The 17,985-nt window shown below is 67.8% G+C and carries 21 protein-coding genes and 2 pseudogenes; 15 read left to right on the forward strand and 8 right to left on the reverse strand.

All coding sequences use genetic code 11. The annotated features are described in order from the left end of the window. Nucleotides 1-13 precede the first annotated feature (13 nt). The 3 genes from QXK92_RS22125 to QXK92_RS22135 all read left to right on the forward strand — a co-directional run bounded on the left by QXK92_RS22125 (nucleotide 14) and on the right by QXK92_RS22135 (nucleotide 2,908). Complete coding sequence (locus QXK92_RS22125) at nucleotides 14-745, forward strand: DUF998 domain-containing protein (RefSeq protein ID WP_306245240.1); 732 nt, start codon at nucleotides 14-16, stop codon at nucleotides 743-745. Next, nucleotides 742-1,584, forward strand: coding sequence for an alpha/beta fold hydrolase (locus QXK92_RS22130; RefSeq protein ID WP_306245242.1), 843 nt, complete (start codon nucleotides 742-744; stop codon nucleotides 1,582-1,584). Before QXK92_RS22125 ends, QXK92_RS22130 begins: the two co-directional genes overlap by 4 nt. Nucleotides 1,585-1,738: 154 nt before the next feature. Beyond that, the gene (locus QXK92_RS22135; RefSeq protein WP_306245243.1) at nucleotides 1,739-2,908 is read left to right on the forward strand and encodes an SPFH domain-containing protein; all 1,170 of its coding nucleotides are present in this window, start codon (nucleotides 1,739-1,741) and stop codon (nucleotides 2,906-2,908) included. A gap of 1 nt (nucleotide 2,909) precedes the next feature. Here QXK92_RS22135 and QXK92_RS22140 read toward each other — a convergent pair whose 3' ends face one another. Beyond that, the gene (locus tag QXK92_RS22140; RefSeq protein WP_306245245.1) at nucleotides 2,910-3,209 is read right to left on the reverse strand and encodes a hypothetical protein; all 300 of its coding nucleotides are present in this window, start codon (nucleotides 3,207-3,209) and stop codon (nucleotides 2,910-2,912) included. Here QXK92_RS22140 and QXK92_RS22145 point away from each other — a divergent pair. Together QXK92_RS22145 and QXK92_RS22150 are read left to right on the forward strand one after the other, a co-directional pair. After that, a complete protein-coding gene (locus tag QXK92_RS22145; RefSeq protein WP_306245247.1) occupies nucleotides 3,187-4,344 on the forward strand; it encodes a hypothetical protein in 1,158 nt (385 codons plus the stop codon). The genes QXK92_RS22140 and QXK92_RS22145 overlap by 23 nt on opposite strands. Nucleotides 4,345-4,347: 3 nt before the next feature. Then, nucleotides 4,348-4,854 (forward strand): hypothetical protein, encoded by a 507-nt coding sequence (locus QXK92_RS22150; RefSeq protein WP_306245249.1) that lies wholly within the window; start codon nucleotides 4,348-4,350, stop codon nucleotides 4,852-4,854. On the opposite strand, the gene QXK92_RS22155 is transcribed toward QXK92_RS22150, so the two are convergent. Next, entirely contained in the window at nucleotides 4,844-5,806 is a 963-nt protein-coding gene (locus QXK92_RS22155) for a 2-hydroxyacid dehydrogenase (protein WP_306245250.1), read from the reverse strand. The genes QXK92_RS22150 and QXK92_RS22155 overlap by 11 nt on opposite strands. A 71-nt stretch (nucleotides 5,807-5,877) precedes the next feature. On the opposite strand from QXK92_RS22155, the gene QXK92_RS22160 reads away from it, so the two are divergent. The 5 genes from QXK92_RS22160 (at nucleotide 5,878) to QXK92_RS22180 (ending at nucleotide 8,951) form a co-directional block, all read left to right on the forward strand. Beyond that, complete coding sequence (locus QXK92_RS22160; protein WP_306245252.1) at nucleotides 5,878-6,231, forward strand: VOC family protein; 354 nt, start codon at nucleotides 5,878-5,880, stop codon at nucleotides 6,229-6,231. A 192-nt stretch (nucleotides 6,232-6,423) separates the two neighbouring features. Continuing rightward, nucleotides 6,424-7,140: a thioesterase II family protein gene (locus QXK92_RS22165; RefSeq protein WP_306245254.1), complete on the forward strand. Its 717-nt coding sequence runs from the start codon at nucleotides 6,424-6,426 to the stop codon at nucleotides 7,138-7,140. Nucleotides 7,141-7,191: 51 nt separating this feature from the next. Continuing rightward, nucleotides 7,192-7,722, forward strand: coding sequence for a M15 family metallopeptidase (locus QXK92_RS22170; protein ID WP_306245256.1), 531 nt, complete (start codon nucleotides 7,192-7,194; stop codon nucleotides 7,720-7,722). A gap of 7 nt (nucleotides 7,723-7,729) precedes the next feature. Continuing rightward, on the forward strand, nucleotides 7,730-8,512 hold the full coding sequence (locus tag QXK92_RS22175) for an alpha/beta hydrolase (RefSeq protein ID WP_306245258.1): 783 nt from the start codon (nucleotides 7,730-7,732) through the stop codon (nucleotides 8,510-8,512). Nucleotides 8,513-8,615: 103 nt separating this feature from the next. Further along, nucleotides 8,616-8,951, forward strand: a complete 336-nt coding sequence (locus tag QXK92_RS22180; protein ID WP_306245261.1) for a DUF732 domain-containing protein — start codon at nucleotides 8,616-8,618, stop codon at nucleotides 8,949-8,951. A 62-nt stretch (nucleotides 8,952-9,013) separates the two neighbouring features. On the opposite strand, the gene QXK92_RS22185 is transcribed toward QXK92_RS22180, so the two are convergent. Together QXK92_RS22185 and QXK92_RS22190 are read right to left on the reverse strand one after the other, a co-directional pair. Further along, nucleotides 9,014-9,478 carry a hypothetical protein gene (locus QXK92_RS22185; protein WP_306246401.1) on the reverse strand — a complete coding sequence of 155 codons (465 nt, stop codon included), beginning with the start codon at nucleotides 9,476-9,478 and terminating at the stop codon, nucleotides 9,014-9,016. A gap of 116 nt (nucleotides 9,479-9,594) precedes the next feature. Then, nucleotides 9,595-10,080, reverse strand: a complete 486-nt coding sequence (locus QXK92_RS22190) for an NUDIX hydrolase (protein WP_306246403.1) — start codon at nucleotides 10,078-10,080, stop codon at nucleotides 9,595-9,597. A 118-nt stretch (nucleotides 10,081-10,198) separates the two neighbouring features. On the opposite strand from QXK92_RS22190, the gene QXK92_RS22195 reads away from it, so the two are divergent. Together QXK92_RS22195 and QXK92_RS22200 are read left to right on the forward strand one after the other, a co-directional pair. Beyond that, nucleotides 10,199-10,555 carry a VOC family protein gene (locus QXK92_RS22195; protein ID WP_306245263.1) on the forward strand — a complete coding sequence of 119 codons (357 nt, stop codon included), beginning with the start codon at nucleotides 10,199-10,201 and terminating at the stop codon, nucleotides 10,553-10,555. A gap of 142 nt (nucleotides 10,556-10,697) precedes the next feature. Next, nucleotides 10,698-12,437, forward strand: coding sequence for an NAD-binding protein (locus tag QXK92_RS22200; protein WP_306245265.1), 1,740 nt, complete (start codon nucleotides 10,698-10,700; stop codon nucleotides 12,435-12,437). Here QXK92_RS22200 and QXK92_RS22205 read toward each other — a convergent pair whose 3' ends face one another. Continuing rightward, complete coding sequence (locus QXK92_RS22205; RefSeq protein WP_306245266.1) at nucleotides 12,438-13,316, reverse strand: LLM class flavin-dependent oxidoreductase; 879 nt, start codon at nucleotides 13,314-13,316, stop codon at nucleotides 12,438-12,440. 39 nt (nucleotides 13,317-13,355) lie between these two features. Between QXK92_RS22205 and QXK92_RS22210 the strand changes: the two genes are divergently transcribed. Then, complete coding sequence (locus QXK92_RS22210; protein ID WP_306245268.1) at nucleotides 13,356-13,769, forward strand: VOC family protein; 414 nt, start codon at nucleotides 13,356-13,358, stop codon at nucleotides 13,767-13,769. A gap of 110 nt (nucleotides 13,770-13,879) precedes the next feature. Continuing rightward, entirely contained in the window at nucleotides 13,880-14,266 is a 387-nt protein-coding gene (locus QXK92_RS22215; RefSeq protein ID WP_306245270.1) for a VOC family protein, read from the forward strand. On the opposite strand, the gene QXK92_RS22220 is transcribed toward QXK92_RS22215, so the two are convergent. The 3 genes and pseudogenes from QXK92_RS22220 to cysD all read right to left on the reverse strand — a co-directional run bounded on the left by QXK92_RS22220 (nucleotide 14,263) and on the right by cysD (nucleotide 17,619). Further along, nucleotides 14,263-14,742 (reverse strand): RrF2 family transcriptional regulator, encoded by a 480-nt coding sequence (locus tag QXK92_RS22220; RefSeq protein WP_306245272.1) that lies wholly within the window; start codon nucleotides 14,740-14,742, stop codon nucleotides 14,263-14,265. The genes QXK92_RS22215 and QXK92_RS22220 overlap by 4 nt on opposite strands. Before the next feature lie 35 nt (nucleotides 14,743-14,777). Further along, complete coding sequence (gene cysC, locus QXK92_RS22225; RefSeq protein WP_306245274.1) at nucleotides 14,778-16,622, reverse strand: adenylyl-sulfate kinase; 1,845 nt, start codon at nucleotides 16,620-16,622, stop codon at nucleotides 14,778-14,780. Next, nucleotides 16,622-17,619: pseudogene (gene cysD / locus QXK92_RS22230) on the reverse strand (sulfate adenylyltransferase subunit CysD). The gene cysC and the pseudogene cysD overlap by 1 nt, the downstream one beginning before the upstream one ends. Before the next feature lie 135 nt (nucleotides 17,620-17,754). Between cysD and QXK92_RS22235 the strand changes: the two are divergent. After that, a pseudogene (locus QXK92_RS22235) lies at nucleotides 17,755-17,832 on the forward strand (PaaI family thioesterase); the annotation flags it as partial. Between the last annotated feature and the right edge of the window lie 153 nt (nucleotides 17,833-17,985).

Raw genomic sequence — 17,985 nt, forward strand, 5'->3', positions numbered from 1 at the left:
GCATGATGGCGGTATGGCAGTGCGGCCACGCTCCGCCCTCGTGGCGGAGATCAGTCACGAGTCGTTGTCCGCGCTGCGATGGATCGCCTCAGCCGGTTCGGTGGCCGGCGCCGTGCTGTATTCGAACTGGATCCTCGAGAACTACCTCACCCGCAGTCTGCTGCCGGATCCGGACATGTACATCAGCGAACTCTCCGCGGCCGACCAACCGTATGGCGAGTGGTTTCGCATCTGCGACCGGGCCTGTGCCGTCGTCCTGGTCGTGGCGACCGTCGCTGCGCTGATCGGCGTCCGGGGCAGCCGGTGGAGCAAGGCAGGCTGGGGCGCACTCGGGGTCTTCGCTGTGGCGACGGGCCTGGACAGCACGGTGTGGACGCTGGTGTGCGCGCCGAGTTCGGATGCCGCGTGCGCGGCCCGCGAGGCCGCAGGGACCGTGCCGCTGAGCCACCAGCTGCACTGGCTCAGCAGCGGGATGGCGCTGGCCGCCGCGATCGCGTCGCTGTTGGCATTTGCGATCGCCGACTACCGGGAAGGCGCCTCAGCCCCGATCTGCCGCACCGGACTGCTCACCCTGACGGCGTTGGTCGGCACCGCGATCTGGACCGGCGTGGCGATCCTCATCGACCACACGGACGTCGTGGGCATGGTGGGCGTCGCGCAGCGGGCCGAGCTGGTGGCGTTCGCCTCCTGGCTGATCTACGCCGCCCTGCGCACCGCCCGGGTACCCAGCGCAACCGGCCCGTGAGCCACGGCGCCGATGTCGAGGTCGGCGGCTACCGGGTACGCATCCTCGTCGACGGCGACAGCGGTCCGGTGGTGGTGTTGTGCAGCGGCCTGGGCGGGCGCGCGCTGCACTGGAGCGACACGGTGGCGGACCTGGCCGGCGACCACACCGTGCTGCGCTTCGACCGGCCCGGCACACCGGTGACCCCACCTCCGTTGCCGACGGTGCAGGCTGAGGCGGACAGGATCGCGGCCGTCCTGGACGCCGTACCGGGCGCCGAACGCGCCGTCGTGGCGGGACACTCGGTCGGCGGCTTCTACGCCGAAGCATTCGCGCGTCTGTACCCGCACCGCACCCGCGCCGTGCTGTTGCTCGATTCCAGCATCGCCACCGAGCGCCGCCGGCCCGCGCTGCCGTTACCGGCCAAACTCACCGCCGCCCACGCCGGTGCGGCGCTCCTGCGCACGCTGCACCTCGACGAACCGGTGGCCGGCGTCGGCCTCGCGCTCGCGCAGCGGCGACGGCCGGGCGGGCTCGACGCGCCCATGCGTGCCCAAATATGCAGTGCAGCAAGTGATCCCGAATTTCTGCCCGCGCTGTTCACCGAATATGTCGGATACCACGAGCTTGCGGCCGAGCTGTACCACCTGCGGATCCGTCATCCGCTGCCACCGGTGCCACGCATGGTGGCGACCGCGCACACGGGTTGGCGCACCCGGCGCTGGCGCGCCCAGCAGCTCGAGCTGGCCGCAGATCTCGGAGCAGACCACGTCACCGTCGCCCCGGCCGGGCACCTGGTGATGATCGAACGGCCGCATCGCGTCGCCGGCCTCATCCGGACCCTCGCGCGCGGCGCCTAGCCGGGCTCCAAGAATTTTCCAAGAACTCTCCTGGAATGTTGTCGTCGGCCACCCGCTGCGGCGGAGCAGGGCTTTGCCGTAACCGCCAGCTGAACAACCGCGTCGCCGCGTAAGATTCGCCGAGATATCGAAGGCCGAGGAGGGGACCGACACCATGGGCATGCGCGACATGATCCGGGGCGAGTTCGTCGACATCATCGAATGGCTCGACGACACGAACACCACCTTGGCATGGCGGTTTCCACGGTATGAGAACGAGATCAAGAACGGTGCCCAGCTGATCGTCCGGGAAGGCCAGCGGGCGATGTTCGTCTACCGCGGGCAGCTGGCCGACCAGTTCACACCCGGCCACTACACCCTCACCAGTGAGAACATGCCGATTCTGGGCACGCTGCAGGGATGGAAGTACGGGTTCAACAGCCCGTTCCGCTCCGAGGTCTATTACGTCAACACCCGCCCGTATCCCGACTTGCGTTGGGGCACACCGCAACCCGTGACCGTGCGGGACCCGGACTTCAAGATGGTGCAGGTGCGGGCCAACGGCACCACGGTGGTGCGGGTGACCGACCCCACCGTCTTCCTGCGCCAGGTGCTGGGCACCCAGAGCGTGGTGGACATGGATCAGATCACCGAGCTGATCCGCCGCAACATCGCCCTGGCGTTCAACGACATGGTCATGGGCAGCGGCCTGGGCGCGATCGACCTGCAGGGCCGCCAGGTGGAGTTGTCGGACAAGCTGCGCGAGTTCGTGGCGCAGCGGGTGCAGGGCTTCGGACTCGGGATCGACGCCGTCACCATGACGATCTCGCTGCCGGAAGAGATCCAGCAGGCGATGACCCGCGGCGTCGCACGCGGCCTGGAAGAGAGCAGCTTCCTGAACAACGTCGGCGACCTCAACCGTTACGAGCAGGCCCGCCGGGCGGACGCGATGCTGGCCGCGGCCCAGAACGAAGGTGGCGGCGCAGCCGGCTCGGCCATCCAGGCCGGGCTCGGTGTCGCGCTGGGCGCGCAGATGGCCAATGCCGCTCAGCCGCAGGCCCAACCACAGCAATTCGCGGCCACCCAGCAGCCGATGCAAGGGGCACCCCCGCCGCTGCCCACCCAGCAGCTCTTCCACTTCGATCAGGGTGGTCAACCCGCTGGCCCCTACCCCGTCAGCGCGCTGCGGCCGTTCGTCGCCAGCGGTCAGCTGACCCGCGACACCGTGGTGTGGACCGAGGGCATGGCGAACTGGGCGCCGGCGTCCAGCGTGCCGGCCCTGCAGTCGTTGTTCAGCACCCCGCCCCCGCTGCCCGGCACGCCGCCTCCGCTTCCGCAGCAATGAGTTACGACCCGGGCGACCCGCGCCCTCCCCATCCGCAGCCGCCACCGTTGCCTCGCCCCCCGAGCGGTCCGCCCCCGCTGCCGCCCCGGAACGCGGGACCACCGCCGCTGCCGCCACGGCCCGCAGCTCCGCCGCCGTTGCCGCCACGTCCGGCCGGTCCCCCGCCGTTGCCGCGGCCGCAGGCCAGTCCGCCGCCACTGCCGCCACGCCAGGCTCCGGCGCCCGCCCCGGCCCCGCCGCCCGTGCGCCCCTTCGCCGGTCCCCCGGCCGGCCCGGCGATGTTCCACCAGACCGAACGCACCCTCACGTACCCGTGCGCGTCCTGCGGCGGGCAGCTCAATTTCGACATCGCCAGCCAGAAGATGCGCTGCCCCAGCTGCGGGAACTACTCCGACATCACCGCGCCGAATACCCCGGTCAGATCGCGGGAATTGCGTGGCGCGATGCACCAGCTGCGCGAGTCGCAGCGCGGCCAGGAGGGCCCGAGCGTCTCCGGCATGCGCGAAGTCAAGTGCCAGAACTGCGGTGGCACAACAGAATTCGCCGGGAGCCTGACCTCTACCAAATGTCCCTACTGCGCGACACCGATCCAGCGCGACGATGTGCACAACGCTCCGGCGCGGTTGCCGGTGGACGGGGTGGTGCCGTTCCGCATCGACGAGAAACAGGCCCGCCAGCTCATCGAAAAGTGGGTTACCAAGCGCTGGTTCGCGCCCACCGACTTCAAGAAATACCGCGAGATCGGCGCCTTCTCCAGCTTGTACACCGCCTACTTCACTTATGACGCCAACACCGACACCTGGTACGAGGGAGAGCGCGGCGAGGACTATCAGGTGCGGGTGGGCACCGACAGCGACGGCGACCCGATCTACGAGACCCGCACGTCGTGGTATCGCGTTGCCGGACAAGTGAATAACGTGTTCGCCGACCTGCCGGTGCTGGCCAACGACAGCGAGAACCTCAACCGCAAACGAATCAAGCAGCTCGAACCGTGGCCGGTGGAGCAGGCACGGTCCTACTCCCCCGAGTTCGTCGCCGGCCACCTGTGCCGCACCTACGACAAGGATGCCGAACAGGCGCTGCCGGAGGCGCAACAGGAGATGGAGCAGGCCGTCGAGCGGACGGTGCGATCCGACATCGGGGGTGACCATCAGCGGATCCACCAGCTCCGCACCAACTGGAACTACCTGGGCTTCAAGCACATTCTGCTGCCCATCTGGCTGCTGACGGTTATGTACAGCAACCGCCCGTTCCAGGTCGCCATCAACGGCCTGACCGGGGAGGTGGCAGGCGATCGGCCGTGGAGCAAGGTCAAGCTGGCGATTGCCATCACCTGTGCGGTCCTGGTCGTGATCCTGGTGATCGCGATCTGGGCGTACTTCCATTCGCACGGCCATCATTCGAGCCGAACGCCCAGCCGCGTCCACCGGAGGTAATCGATGGAAATCGTCGTAGCGGTGATCCTGATCCTGTTCCTCCTCGCAGGGGTTGCGGCGGCGGCTGTCGCGGTGGTCCATCACCGCCAGCAGCGGGCGATCACCGACGCCAACCAGCTGATCCCGGGCCGGCCCACCCGCGCTCCCCGATCGTGGGCGGTCTCGCACGACCCCGAAGCGCGGCTGCACCGCAGACTGCGCGACGCCATGACCGCCCTGTACGCCGTCAACGCCATCGACACCGGGACGACGATCGTGTTGCGCGCCGACCTGGAACAGACCGCACTGGACCTCGACGACCACCTGGTCGCCGTCGCCCAGCTCGCACCCAGCCACCGCGACGAATTACTCGCGACCATCACCGCGACGGTGGAGTCGATCGAGGCCGCGGTGGCGCGCTACGCCACCGCCGCAACCATGCCCGACGCCGGCACCCTGGAAGCCGACCTCGCCACCGTCCAGCAGCATCTCGACGTCACCCGAGAGGTGCAGCGCAGGCTCACCGCCTGACCGGGCGCAGCACGGGTGTCACCAGCTCACCGGTGCTCAGGTAGCTGTCCAGGTTGCGGATCGCCAGCAGCGCCATCGCCCGGCGGGTGCGGGCCGTCGCACTGCCGATGTGCGGAAACAGCACCACGTTGTCCAGGCTGCGCAATGCGGCGGGCACGTGCGGCTCGTCGGCGAAGACGTCCAGGCCTGCCCCGGCGAGACCGCCGCTGCGCAGCAACTCCACCAGCACGTCCTGGTCCACGACGATGCCCCGGGCGATGTTGATCAGATAGCCGTCCGGACCCAACGCCTGTAGGACGGCCCGGTCAACCAGGTGATGATTCCCACCGTCACCGGTGGTGGCGACGACCAACACATCGACCGACTCGGCCAACTCCACGGCCGATTCCGCATACCGGTATGACGAGCCGTCGATGCGGTGGCGGTTGTGATAGGCGATGGCACAGTCGAATCCACGCAGCCGGGTCGCGATCGCCGACCCGATGCGCCCCAGGCCCAGGATCCCGACCTGAAGGCCGCTCACGTCGCGCGCGTAGCCGAACGGCCCGTCGCTCGCCCACCGCCCCGCCCGCACATAGCGGTCCGCGGCGCCGAAACGGCGCAGCGTCATGAGGATCAGCCCCAGCGCGGTGTCGGCGACGGTGTCGGAGAGCACGTCGGGGGTGTTGCTGACGCCGATGCCGCGACGCTCGGCCGCCTGCAGGTCGATCGCGTCCACCCCGGCCCCGTTGTTGACGATCGCTTCCAGATTGGGCAGGGCCGCGATGGTCTCGGCGTCCGCGCCGGGGCCACCCGAGGTCACCAGCACCCGGATCTCGGCGGCGTGCTCGGCGAGGAACGCGGCCCTCTCCGGACCGGCTGGGAGCGTGGCGAATTCGTAGCGTTTGGACAGTTCGCTGCTGAATGTCGGCTCGAACGGGCCGATCCCGAGTACCTCACGCGATTTCTGCACCCTGCCATCTTGTCCCACGCCCCTGGCGGTGCGGTTTACCGTTAGCGGCACGACGATTCCCGGAGGTGGCGATGAGCACACAGGAAGTACGGATGATCGTGTTGTCGACGGACGATCTGGACGAATCGATCCGCTTCTACTCCGAAAACCTGGGAATGGCGGTCAAGTTCCGCGACGGAGACCATTTCGCGGCCCTCGACGGCGGATCGATCACGCTGGCACTCGCCACGGCGGTGGACCACCCCATCCCCGGGCAGGTCGTCGTCGGCATCAAGACCTCGGACGTTGACGCGGCGGCCAGGGCCATCGAGGCCAGCGGCGGCGGAATCGTGCGGGCGCCCTATGACGACGCGCACGAGCGCCGCGCGGTGGTGTACGACAACAAGGGCAACGGTCTGGTCTTCTACAGCCCACTGTCCCGGTAAGTTTCACCCGCGGAGCGGGTCTGCTTGGGGGTAAGCCGATCGAAAGCGGCCTGTCGGCGGGCGTCCCCAGCCTCGAACTCGTGCGCGTGCTCGAGGCCACCAGCGTCGCCCGGCTCCGCTATCGAGTCATCCGGTAACGCGCAAGATTCCCGCAAGAATCCGCCAAGGATCCGTTGAGGTCCGTCCCCGATCGTGAGCTTCACCAGCCACGAGAAGAAGGCGACGACCATGAGGATGTTCTGTTTCCACCACGCCGGCGGCGGCAGCCTGACATTCAAAGCCTGGCAGAAGGCCCTCGCGCCGGCCGTCGAGGTGATTCCCGTCGAGATCGCCAATCGCGAGCGGTTCGCCACGATGCGCGATCTGGTCGACGAGGTCAACGAGCAGCTGCGCCCCTACCTCGACGAGCCGCACATGTTCTTCGGACACAGTTTCGGCGCGCTGCTCGCCTACCGGCTGGCGTCGGTGCGGGCGGCGGCGGGCCTCACGCTGCCCCGCGCGGTGTTTCTGTCCGCCTACGCCCCTCCCCACCTCCCGCCGCCGCTCCATCTGGTGGACGGACTCGACGACGAGCAACTGGTGACGTTGTTCTCCGACCTGGGCGGCTGGCCCAGCGGGTTGACCCGCTGGCCCACGCTGCACGAGCGGGCCGTCAGCACCACCCGCCACGACCTGAAGCTGTGCGCGACCGACCGGGAGGAGGACACCGCCGGGCTGCCCTGCCCGATTCACGTGTTCGGCGGCAGCGAAGACCCACTGGTCAGCGAATCGGACCTGCGCGAGTGGCGCTCGCGCACCACCGCGGACTTCTCGGTGCAGATCCTGCGTGGCGGCCACTTCTACCTGCGCGACCGCCAGCCGTTGTTCGAGACGCTGAAGCCGCTGGTCTCGACGGTGCTGGCCGCGTGAGAGAGCGGCCCAGCTTGACGCGTGTAGCGGGAATCGCCAAGGTACAAGGCGATGATTCGGAAATGGCTTCTGTCGGCGGCTGCGGGTGTGATGCTCGCCGCCGTCGCCCCGTCGGCGCCGGCCACGGCCGCGCCCGGCGGCGACGACACCGCTGGCGGATGGGTGCCCGACGGTCAGGAACTCAGCACCTTCGACATGGCCGACCCGGCGGTCAACCGGCTCACCCCGGCGCTGTTGCAAGCGATCCAGCAGGCCGCGCGCGGCGCCAAGGCCGACGGCATCACGCTGGGCCTCACGTCGGGTTGGCGCTCGCCGGAGTTCCAGCAGCAGTTGTTCAATGACGCCGTCGCCCGCTACGGCAGCGCGGCCATCGCCAGCGAATACGTCGCCTCCCCCGAGACCTCCAAACACGTCATCGGCCACGCCGTGGACGTCGGGCCCACCGTCGCCGACACCTGGCTCATCCGCAACGGCTCGGAATACGGGCTGTGCCAGATCTACGCCAACGAGATCTGGCATTTCGAGTTGGCCTCCGACTACGGCGGTACCTGCCCGCCATTGCGGCCCAACGCAGCGGGCTGACAACCGCATGCTCGACGTCATCGACAAGGGTGATCCCACCGACGAGCATCCCGTGCCGCTGCTGTTCGTTCACGGCGCCTGGCATGCGGCGTGGTGTTGGGACGAACACTTCCTCGACTACTTCGCCGGCCAGGGATACCGCGTGGTGGCCCCGAATCTGCGCGGCCATGGCGGAAGTTCCGGCGCCCTGCGGGGGGCCCGGATCCGGGACTACGTCACCGACGTCGCCTCGGCAGCGGAGTCTCTGCCGAGGGCCCCGGTGCTGATCGGGCATTCGATGGGCGGCTTCGTGGTGCAGCACTACCTGACCCGGCACGCCGCCGCCGGGGCCATCCTGCTGGCCTCGATCCGGCCCACAGGCGTGCTGCGGGTGACCGGGCACATCGCCCGCCGCCACCCCGTCACGTTCGCCAAGGTCAACGCCCAGAGGCGGCTGGGACCATTGGTGAGCACACCCGACCTGGCCAGAGAGCTGTTCTTTTCCCCCGGGATGCCCGAGGCGGACGTCGTCGCCTATCAGCGGCGACTCCAGGACGAGTCCTACCGGGCTTTCCTCGACATGCTCGCCCTCGACCTGGTCGACACCGAACGGGTGAAGCGGGTGCCGTTGCTGGTGCTCGGCGCCGAGCATGACGCCATTGTCACAACACGCGAAACCCGTTCTATTGCAACAACGTACGGAACCGAGGCGGAAATATTTCCGGACCTGGCCCATGACGTGATGCTGGAGCCCGGGTGGCGGGGGGTGGCCGAGAGAATGCGGCGCTGGCTCACGGCGCACGCCCTCTAGGTCAGCATCAAGAATCTATTGAGAACTTCACAAGCCGTGCGCAAGAAGCTTGGTTCAACGCAAACCAGCGTCCACCACCACCCTCAGTAGCACGGAGATAGCAATGTTCACTCGTCGTTTCACCGCTTCCCTGGCCGGCACCGCTCTGACCGCCGCCACGCTCGGACTGGCCGCCCTCGGCCTGGCCGGCACCGCTGGCGCAAGCACGGTCGACGACGCCTTCATCGCGCAGATCAAGGCTGACGGGATCACCCCGCCCAGCAGCTCGCGAGCGATCAGTGAGGCGCACGCCGTCTGCAGCGCCCTCGACGCCGGGCAGTCCAGCAAGCAGGTCATCAGCGGAGTGGCCCAGCGGACCGGCCTGAGCAGCAGCGGCGCCCACACCTTCGCCGTCGACGCCGCCAGCGCCTACTGCCCGCAGTACGTCACCACCACCTGACCCCTCACCCGAATCGCCGCCTCACAGATCCTGTGGGGCGGCGATTCGCTGTGCGGCGTGGGTCAGGCGCGAAACGCCGCCACCGGCATCTCGACGCTGCCCTGGCACGGACCGCCGGCGATGTCGGTGTGCCAGGTGCCGCGCAGCGACCCGTCGGACTGCGGGGTGTAGAACGCCCACGATGTGGCCGGAGCCCAGACTTTCGGAACACCTTCGCCCATGTAGCAATCCCATTGAAAGTCGAAGCGCTCGACCCACCGGGAGCCGTCCCAGGTGTAGTGCGACGGCACCGAGATCGTCGGGTTGTTGGGCTTGGGCCCGTTGTTGGCGGTGGCGACACACGTGGCGGCCGAACACGCCGTCGAGAAGACATAGTCTGCGCTGAAGCTGGCTTCGGCCTGGGTTGCGGCCACGCTGGTGCCGGTCTTGCTAGCCGCGTACCGCACCAGCGAGTATTTGCCGTTCCACGACGGTGTCGCCGCGTGTGCCGCCGGCACAGCGACCACCGCGGCGCACCCGACAAGCATTGCGAACAGCCATCCCAGACGCACCGCGTCCATGGTGCCGGTTCGATGACGCGACGGGATATCGGCGCGGATACGATCCCCGCTCGGTCCAATTAGAGCCCGGTCGCGCCGTGCATTCATCGCCCCAGCAACAGAAACAGGCCGTAGGCGGCGATCGACTGCGCGTCGGCGATGACACCGTCGCGCATCATCTGCTCGACCTCTCCGCGCGGGAACCAGGCGCTGCGCATGTCCTGTTCCTCGTGCTCGCGGTCAGCGTGCCCCTCGGTGATGCCGGTCGCCAGGAACACCCATCCGCGCTGACTGCTCATTCCAGGCGCGACGTCGAGCTGCCCGAGTGCCTCGAACGACGTTGCCCGCAGCCCCGTCTCCTCCCGCAACTCCCGCTCGGCAAGCGCGGCGGGTTGCAGGTCCGCCAGATCGGGGGCGGTGCCCTGCGGAAACTCCCAGCGGCGCGCGCCGACGGGATACCGGAACTGCTCGACCAAGCGGAACCGCGTTCCGTCGTAGGGCATGACGAGCGCATAGGTCGGCTTGTCCACAACGGCATAGATTCCCGGGCTGCCGTCGGGCCGGCGGATGTCGTCTTCGCGGAGCACCATCCACGGGTTGCGGTAGGCCTCGCGCGAGGCGACGGTTTCGATGAAAGGCACCTTGACAGTATTGGCGCGGCATCAATTCGTCGTGCCGCGGGTAACGCCTGAGGGAAAGGAGCTGACGATGTTGACGTTCGACGAGATCTGTATCGACGCGGCGGATCCCACCACCCTCGGACAGTGGTGGGCGCAGGCGCTGGGGTGGCCACACGAGATCGACGAGGAGGGTGACGTGCGGCTGTCGGCGCCGCACGGTGAGGGCCCGAGCTGGATGTTCCTGCGCGTCACCGACGAGCGAGTCGTCAAGAACCGCATTCACTTCGACTTCCGTCCCGACGACCAGGAGGCGGAGGTTGCCCGACTGCTCGAGTTGGGTGCGCGCCATGTCGACATCGGTCAGGGCAGGCAGAGCTGGGTGGTGCTCGCCGATCCGGAAGGTAACGAGTTCTGTGTGCTGGCGGCCGGCCGGGACGACGATTAAACGCTGCGATTGCGGCCTGCGGCGCACGGGTTCAAGATGAGTTCCGGTCGACGCGCAGGCGCGTCGTGCTGGCGTTAACCGGCGCGGTGATCGATAGTCAGTTCAAGCCGGCCGACGCCCATTTCACCGGGAGTGGGTGTTAATGCGGGACAACTCATGGCGGAGCGGGCGGGACATGGTGCGCCACATCATCGTCAGCGGTGACGACGCGTTGGCTGCGACGATCATCGAGGAACTCAACAAGGTCGGCGCCAACGTCGCGATGCTGACCGGCGAAAACTTGGCCGGCGTGGACCTCAGCAATGCCGACGCCGTGGTGTGCGTCGGTGACGACGACGCCAAGAACCTCGAAATCGCTTTGCTCGCAAGGAAAGCCAACCCTCATGTGCGGGTGGTTGCCCGGCTGGCCAACGATGTTTTGCGCGAGGCGATGGCCGCAGACAACGGCCCGGGCGCAATCCTGGACGTCGCCGACCTCGCCGCGCCCTCGGTGGTCGAATCGGTGCTGGCCTATACCGCGCACCCGTTCGAGGCGGCCGGCATCCACTTCGTGGTCTCGGGGTCCGAAGCGCCGCGCGACGCCACCTTGCGCGAAATCTACGGCGACCTGGCGCCGGTAGCGGTGATCGGCGGCAAGAACTCCCCTGCTCCCGGTGAGGTGGTGGCGTGTCCCGGCCGCGACCTGCAGGTCCACGCCGACGACTGGACGGTGATGATCGGCACCGCCGAGGAGGTCACGGCCCGCGGCCTTCAGGTTCCCCGCCCGGTGCCCACCCGCTCCGGCCGGCCCCGGATGCACCGCGGCATGGATGCCGTGCGCACGGTGCGTGACGAAGTGAACCCGATGTTCTACCGGGCGCTGGGAGCGGCGCTGGGTCTGCTGGTGGTGTCGACGGTGGTGCTGCGCTTCTGCTACCGGATGCCGGGCATGAACTGGATCGACGCCCTGTACTTCACCACCGAGACCATCGCGACGGTGGGTTACGGCGACTTCAGCTTCGCGAACCAGCCGATCTGGTTGCGGCTGTTCAGCATCATGTTGATGTTCGCCGGCGTCACCACCACCGCGTTGCTGGTGGCCTTCGTCGCCGACCTGTTGTTGTCGCGCCGTTTCGTCCGCTCGGCCGGGCGCTCCCGGGTGCGCCACATGCGCAACCACATCATCGTCGTCGGGCTGGGTTCTTTCGGCAGCCGCGTGGTCAGCGACCTGGTCACCGCCGGATGCGACGTCGCCGTGATCGAACTCGACGAGAACAACCGGTACCTGGCCTCGGCAGCCGAACTCGATGTCCCGGTGATCTTCGGCGATGCGACGCTGCGCCAGACACTCGAATACGCCGGGATCGAGAAGGCCCGCGCGGTCGCCGTGCTGACCCAGGACGACATGGTCAACATCGAGGTGGGCATCGTCCTGCGGGAGATGCTGAACGCCCGTCCGCACCGCAAAATGCACCACAAGCACGTCCCGCTGGTGCTGCGGGTGTACGACCGCTCGCTGGGATCCGCGGTGGCCCAGCGGTTCGGGTTCAACCACGTCCGCTCGACGGTCGATCTGGCGGCGCCCTGGTTCATCGGCGCCGCGATGGGGCTGCAGGTACTGGGGACGTTCTCCGTCGGGCAACGCTCGTTCATGGTGGGCGGGATGTGCGTCGCCTCCGGCAGCGAACTCGACGGCAAACCCATGCACGAGCTCTCCACGCAAACCCGCGTCATCGCGATCACCGGGCCCGACGGGCAGGTCAAGCTGCATCCGCGCCGCGACGCGCGCCTGGAAGGCGGCGACACGGTCTACCTGGTCGGCCCGTACCGCGAACTGCTGGCCACCCTGCGCAAGGGACTGCCGACAGGTCAGTCCGCCGTTAGCGAAGCGGCCGCGGGCTGACTACAACGCGGCGATCACGTCGGCCGCGCGGCGCACCTGCTCGATGTCCGAGCTGGTGGGAATGAGCTGCACTTCGTGCGTGCCGATGTCGGCAAACCTCTTGAGCACCGCGACCAGTTCGTCCTCGCTGCCCGCCCAGCCGGTCATCGGCGCCATGGCGTCGACGTACTCGGCCGGGATCCAGTTCATGTAGCGCCGCAGGTGCCGATGCACCTGGCCGCGGGCCTCGTCCGCCGGGCCGAACGCGAACCAGAACGACGTCGCCAGGTGGGGTTCCGGTTTGCCGGCCTCGGACCAGGCCGCACGGGCCACGTCGAACAGCTCGTTCTGCTTGGCCACGTCGAGGTCCAACGTGGTGCCGGCCATTCCCTCGGCCCAGGCGGCGGCACTGCGCACGGTCTTGGGTCCGATGGTGCCGACGTGCAGCGGCGGCCCACCTTGCTGCACCGGCGAGGGTCCGACCGGCCGCACCGAGTCGGTGGTCTTCTCCCCGGCCCACACCCGCTTCATGACGGCGACCCGTTCGGCCATGCCGCGGATCGTCTGCGTCTTGGGATCGGCGCCGACGGCGTTGTAGTCCTCGTGCCGGCCGCCCACGCCGATTCCCACCGTCAGCCGACCACCACTGAGCATGTCGCCGGTGGCCAGGCCCTTGGCCAGCATCACCGGGTCGTGCAACTGGGGCACGATCACCGTCGTGACCAGCCGCACCCTTTGCGTCCATGCCGAGATGGCGCCCAGCAGCGTCAGGCTGTCCGGATTGTCGAAGGCGATGCGCTCGCCCCAGCACAGCGACGAGAACGGGCCCTCGTCGATCGTCTGCGCCCACTGGCGCAGCAGCGCCGCGTCCAGGTCCGGCTCCATCACTGGCATCGTCATACCTATCTGCACGTAAGTGATTCTGGCAGCATGGGATGGATGGCCTTAACGAGCACGTCAATTGCCCACGTCCGGCTCACCGTCACCGACATCGAGCGGTCGCGGCAGTTCTACGAGAGTGTGTTCGACTGGCCGGTGCTCATCGAGGCTCCCGACAATGCCGACGAAGCGACCCGGCGCCGGTTGGGCTTTCTGTTCGGCGGCGTCATCTACGACATGGGAGGCGGCCTGCTGGGTCTGCGGCCGGTAGCCGATGACCGCTTCGACGAGAACCGGTGCGGTTTGGACCATATCGCGTTCCGCGTCGGCAGTAAGGCCGAATTAGACTCTGCCGCAGAACATCTCGATGAGCTCGGCATTGCCCACGAGCCCATCAAGGACATCGGGCCGTCGTACATCCTGGAGTTCCGCGACCCGGACAACATCGCTTTGGAGCTGACGGCGCCGAAGTAGGTCACGGGTCGATCCCTCGGGGCGCGAGCGTGCGCAAAATGCCAGAGCCAGCGGCGTGTCGCTGTGCATCTGTGCACGCTCGCGGCGCAGCGGGGACACTGGCGAGAACCATGAGTATCAGTTTCAACCACACCATCGTCGCGTCGCGCGACAAGCGAGAATCCGCCGGGTTCCTGGCCGAATTGTTCGGCCTGCCCAGTCCGACGTCGTTCGGCCCGTTCCTGGTCGTCGCCCTGGATCACGGCGCCAGCCTGGACTACGCCGACGTCGCCGACGGCGAGGAGATCCGGCCGCAGCACTACGCGTTCCTGGTTTCCGAGGAGGACTTCGACGCGATCTACGGCAAGATCAAAGACCGCGGCCTGGCCCACTGGGCGGACCCACGCGCCCAACGACCCGGCGAGATCAACACCCGTGACGGCGGGCGCGGCGTGTACTTCCGGGATCCGTCGGGGCACGCCATGGAGATCCTGACCCGGCCCTACGGCTCGGGCTAACCGCGCGCGGCTCCGTGCCGCTGGCTCTCCTGATCGCGGTAGTCATCGGCCATTCGCGCGACATGCTCGGGCAGGGCGCCGTTGGCGACGTCGGCCACGGTCGTCTCTTCCAGCACCGACCGCATACTGGCGCGCAGCGCCCGCCACACGTCGGTGAGCGCGACGGTCGGCCCCGAATAGGGCAGGTCGCCCAGTCCGATGTCGCGGACGCTGGCCAGCGGCCCGTCGATGCACCGCAGGACGTCGGCGATGCTGATCTCGGTTCCGGGGCGCGCGAGCTCGTAGCCGCCCTCGCGTCCGCGGTGGCTGCGCACCAGGCGGTCGGTGCGCAGGTTGGTCAGGATGTCCACGAGAAACTGCGGCGGGATGCCCTGAGCCTGGGCCAGCTCGTCGGTCTTGACCAGGGTGCCGCTGGGAACCGTTGCGAGCTGGACCATCGCCCGCACGGCGTATTCCGCCTTGGCCGACATCCGCATGCCCTGGATTGTGCCAGCCTCGGCAGCCGGGCTCCTTAGGCGCGCACTTCCAGCATGTCGATCACGCTCTGCGCCTGCTCTTCGACGCTGCGGTCGGCGGTGAGCCGCAAATCGGGGTTCTTGGGCCGCTGGTACGGGCTGTCGATCCCGGTGAAGTGCGTGATCTCCCCCGCGCGCGCTTTGGCGTACAGCCCCTTGGGGTCGCGCCGTTCACACTCTTTGAGCGGGGTGTCGCAGAACACCTCGAAGAACTCGAAACCGGCGTCGGCGTGCACCTTCCGGGCCATCGCCCGGTGTTCTGCCAGCGGGCTGATCGCCGGCACCAGGACGATCTGACCGGAATCCGCCAGCAAGGTGGCGACATGCGCCAGCCGGCGCAGGTTCTCAGCCCGGTCGGCCATGCTGAAGCCCAGATCGGCGTTCAGGCCGTGCCGCAGGTTGTCACCGTCGAGAACGTAAGCGGGAATACCCTTTTCGAGCAGCTTCTGTTCGACCAGCATGGCCACCGACGACTTGCCCGCACCGGACAAACCGGTGAGCCAGACCGTCCTGCCCTGTATCGCCCGATCGCCGGCGGTGACCAGCGACTTGTGCCGCACCGTGTTCGGGCTCGCCTTCTGGGCCGCGACATCGCGCAGCACCATGCCCGCGGCGACCGTGCCGTTGGTGTCGGGATCGATGAGGATGAAGGACCCCGTGCTGGCGTTGCGCGAGTACTCGTCGAGCAGCAGGGGCACCTGGGTACGCAGCGAAATGCGACCGAGTTCGTTGAGTTTGAGCGCCGTCGCCGTCTTGTCACGGTGCAGGGTGTTGACGTCGAGCCGGTAGTCCAGTCCGGTGATCCGCGCACGGGTCGTCCGGGTGGTGTGCTTGATGACGTAATCGCGGCCGGGTTCCAGCGCCGACCCGTCGGCCATCCAGCACACGGTCGCGTCGAACTGCTGGGTGACCCTGGGCTGGTTGTTGGTGCGGGCGATCATGTCCCCGCGCGAGATGTCGATGTCGTCAGCCAGGCTGATCGAGACGGCCATCGGCGGAAATGCTTCTGCGACAGGACCATTCGGTCCTTCGATGGCGGCGATCCGGGTGGTCTTGCCGACGGGAAGCACCACCACCTCGTCACCGGGGCGCATCACGCCGCTGGCCACGGTGCCGGCGTAGCTGCGGTGGTCCTGGTGCTCGAGGGTGTGCGGGCGGATCACGTATTGAACGGGGAACCGCACGTCCACCAGGTTGCGGTCACCGGCGATGAACACCTCTTCCAGGTGAGACAGCAACGCCGGCCCCTCGTACCAGGGCGTCTTGTCGGACTTGGTCACCACGTTGTCGCCGTGCAGTGCGGAGATCGGGATGGTGGCGACATCCTGCACGTCCAGCCGCGCCGCGAAGGCGTGGAAGTCGTCCCGGATCGCCTCGAATTGTTCTTTGTCCCAACCGATCAGGTCCATCTTGTTGACGGCCAGCACGATGTGCTGGATGCCCAACAGCGACGCCAGGAACGCGTGCCGCCGCGACTGCTCCAGCAGGCCGTGCCGCGCGTCGACGAGCACGATCACCAACTGAGCGGTGGAGGCGCCGGTCACCATGTTGCGGGTGTACTGGATGTGGCCGGGGGTGTCCGCGATGATGAATTTCCGCTTGGGAGTGGCGAAATAGCGGTAGGCGACGTCGATGGTGATGCCCTGCTCGCGCTCGGCGCGCAGGCCGTCGGTGACCAGTGCGAGGTCGGTGTACTCGTGACCGCGGTCCTTCGACGTCTTCTCGACGGCCGCCCACTGGTCCTCCATCACCGCCTTGGAGTCGTAGAGCAGCCGCCCGATCAGAGTGGATTTGCCGTCGTCGACCGAGCCTGCGGTCGCAAGGCGCAACAATGTCGTCATCAGAAGTACCCCTGCCGCTTCCGGTCTTCCATGCCGGCCTCCGATATCCGGTCGTCCGCCCTGGTGGCTCCGCGTTCTGTCAATCGTGACACCGCGGTCTCGGCAATGACCTCCGACACGGTGGCGGCTTCGGATTCCACGCATCCCGTGCACGTGACGTCGCCGACGGTGCGGAACCGCACCGAGGTCTCGAACACCTTTTCATCGGCGCGCGGCTGCAGGTGCCGGTGCACCGCCAGCAGCATCCCGTCGCGCTGAAACACCTTGCGGCGGTGGGCGAAATAGATCGACGGCAACTTGACCTTCTCCGCGCCGATGTAGGACCAGATGTCGAACTCGGTCCAGTTGGACAGCGGGAAGACCCGGATGTGCTCACCCTTGTGGTGGCGCCCGTTGTAGAGGTTCCACAGTTCGGGCCGTTGCGCCTTGGGGTCCCACTGGCCGAACTCGTCCCGGAAGCTGAACACCCGCTCCTTGGCCCGCGCCTTCTCCTCGTCGCGGCGAGCGCCGCCGAACGCCGCGTCGAACTTGTTCTCCGCGATCGCGCGCAGCAGCGTGACGGTCTGCAGCGGATTGCGCGACGGGATGGTCTCCACCACCCGGCCGGCATCGATGTCGTCCTGCACCGACGCCACCACCAGGCGCACCCCGGCTTCGGCGACCAGCTCGTCGCGGGTCTGCAGGACCTCGTCGAAGTTGTGTCCGGTGTCCACGTGCATGACCGGGAATGGGAGGCGGCCTGGCCGAAAAGCCTTGAGTGCCAAGTGCAGCATCACGATGGAGTCCTTGCCGCCGGAGAACAGCAGCACGGGCCGCTCGAACTCGGCGGCCACTTCTCGGATGATGTGAATCGCCTCGGCCTCGAGCGAGCGCAGGTGGCTCAACTCGTACTGACCGGCGGCGGGGGCGGCTTTGACGTCAGTGGTCATCAGCATCGTTTCCCGGTTAAGTTGGTTGGATTGACCAGATTTACTGTTATTAGAAGATATAGAACCAGCCCGGATTGCCGGTGTCAACGGTTAGTGCCCCGGGCGAGCTGGGGCACCTTCCCGTGGCGAGCAGACGCGAACTCGCACAGGTTGGCGACAGATCGTGCGAGTTCCCGTCTGCTCGCGCCCGGTGCGCGACCATGGGCAACTGCGAGGCCGAGATCGTGGACCCCCAGGGCGCGCTGCTCGCGAAGGCGCTGACGGTCTACAAGGTGGGCTGACGCCGGCCCGGTGGGGCGAGGACGCGCCGCAGGAAAGCGACCGGGGCGCCCCGCTTCGCGTCCGTACGGGTGATAGATTCCGGCTTCTACGCCGACGCCGATCGCGCGACCCTCGGCGCTCCTGTCCAACACGTTTCCGGTCGGAGTCTCACA

The sequence above is a fragment of the Mycobacterium sp. TY815 genome (genome assembly GCF_030755135.1).
Classification (GTDB): domain Bacteria; phylum Actinomycetota; class Actinomycetes; order Mycobacteriales; family Mycobacteriaceae; genus Mycobacterium.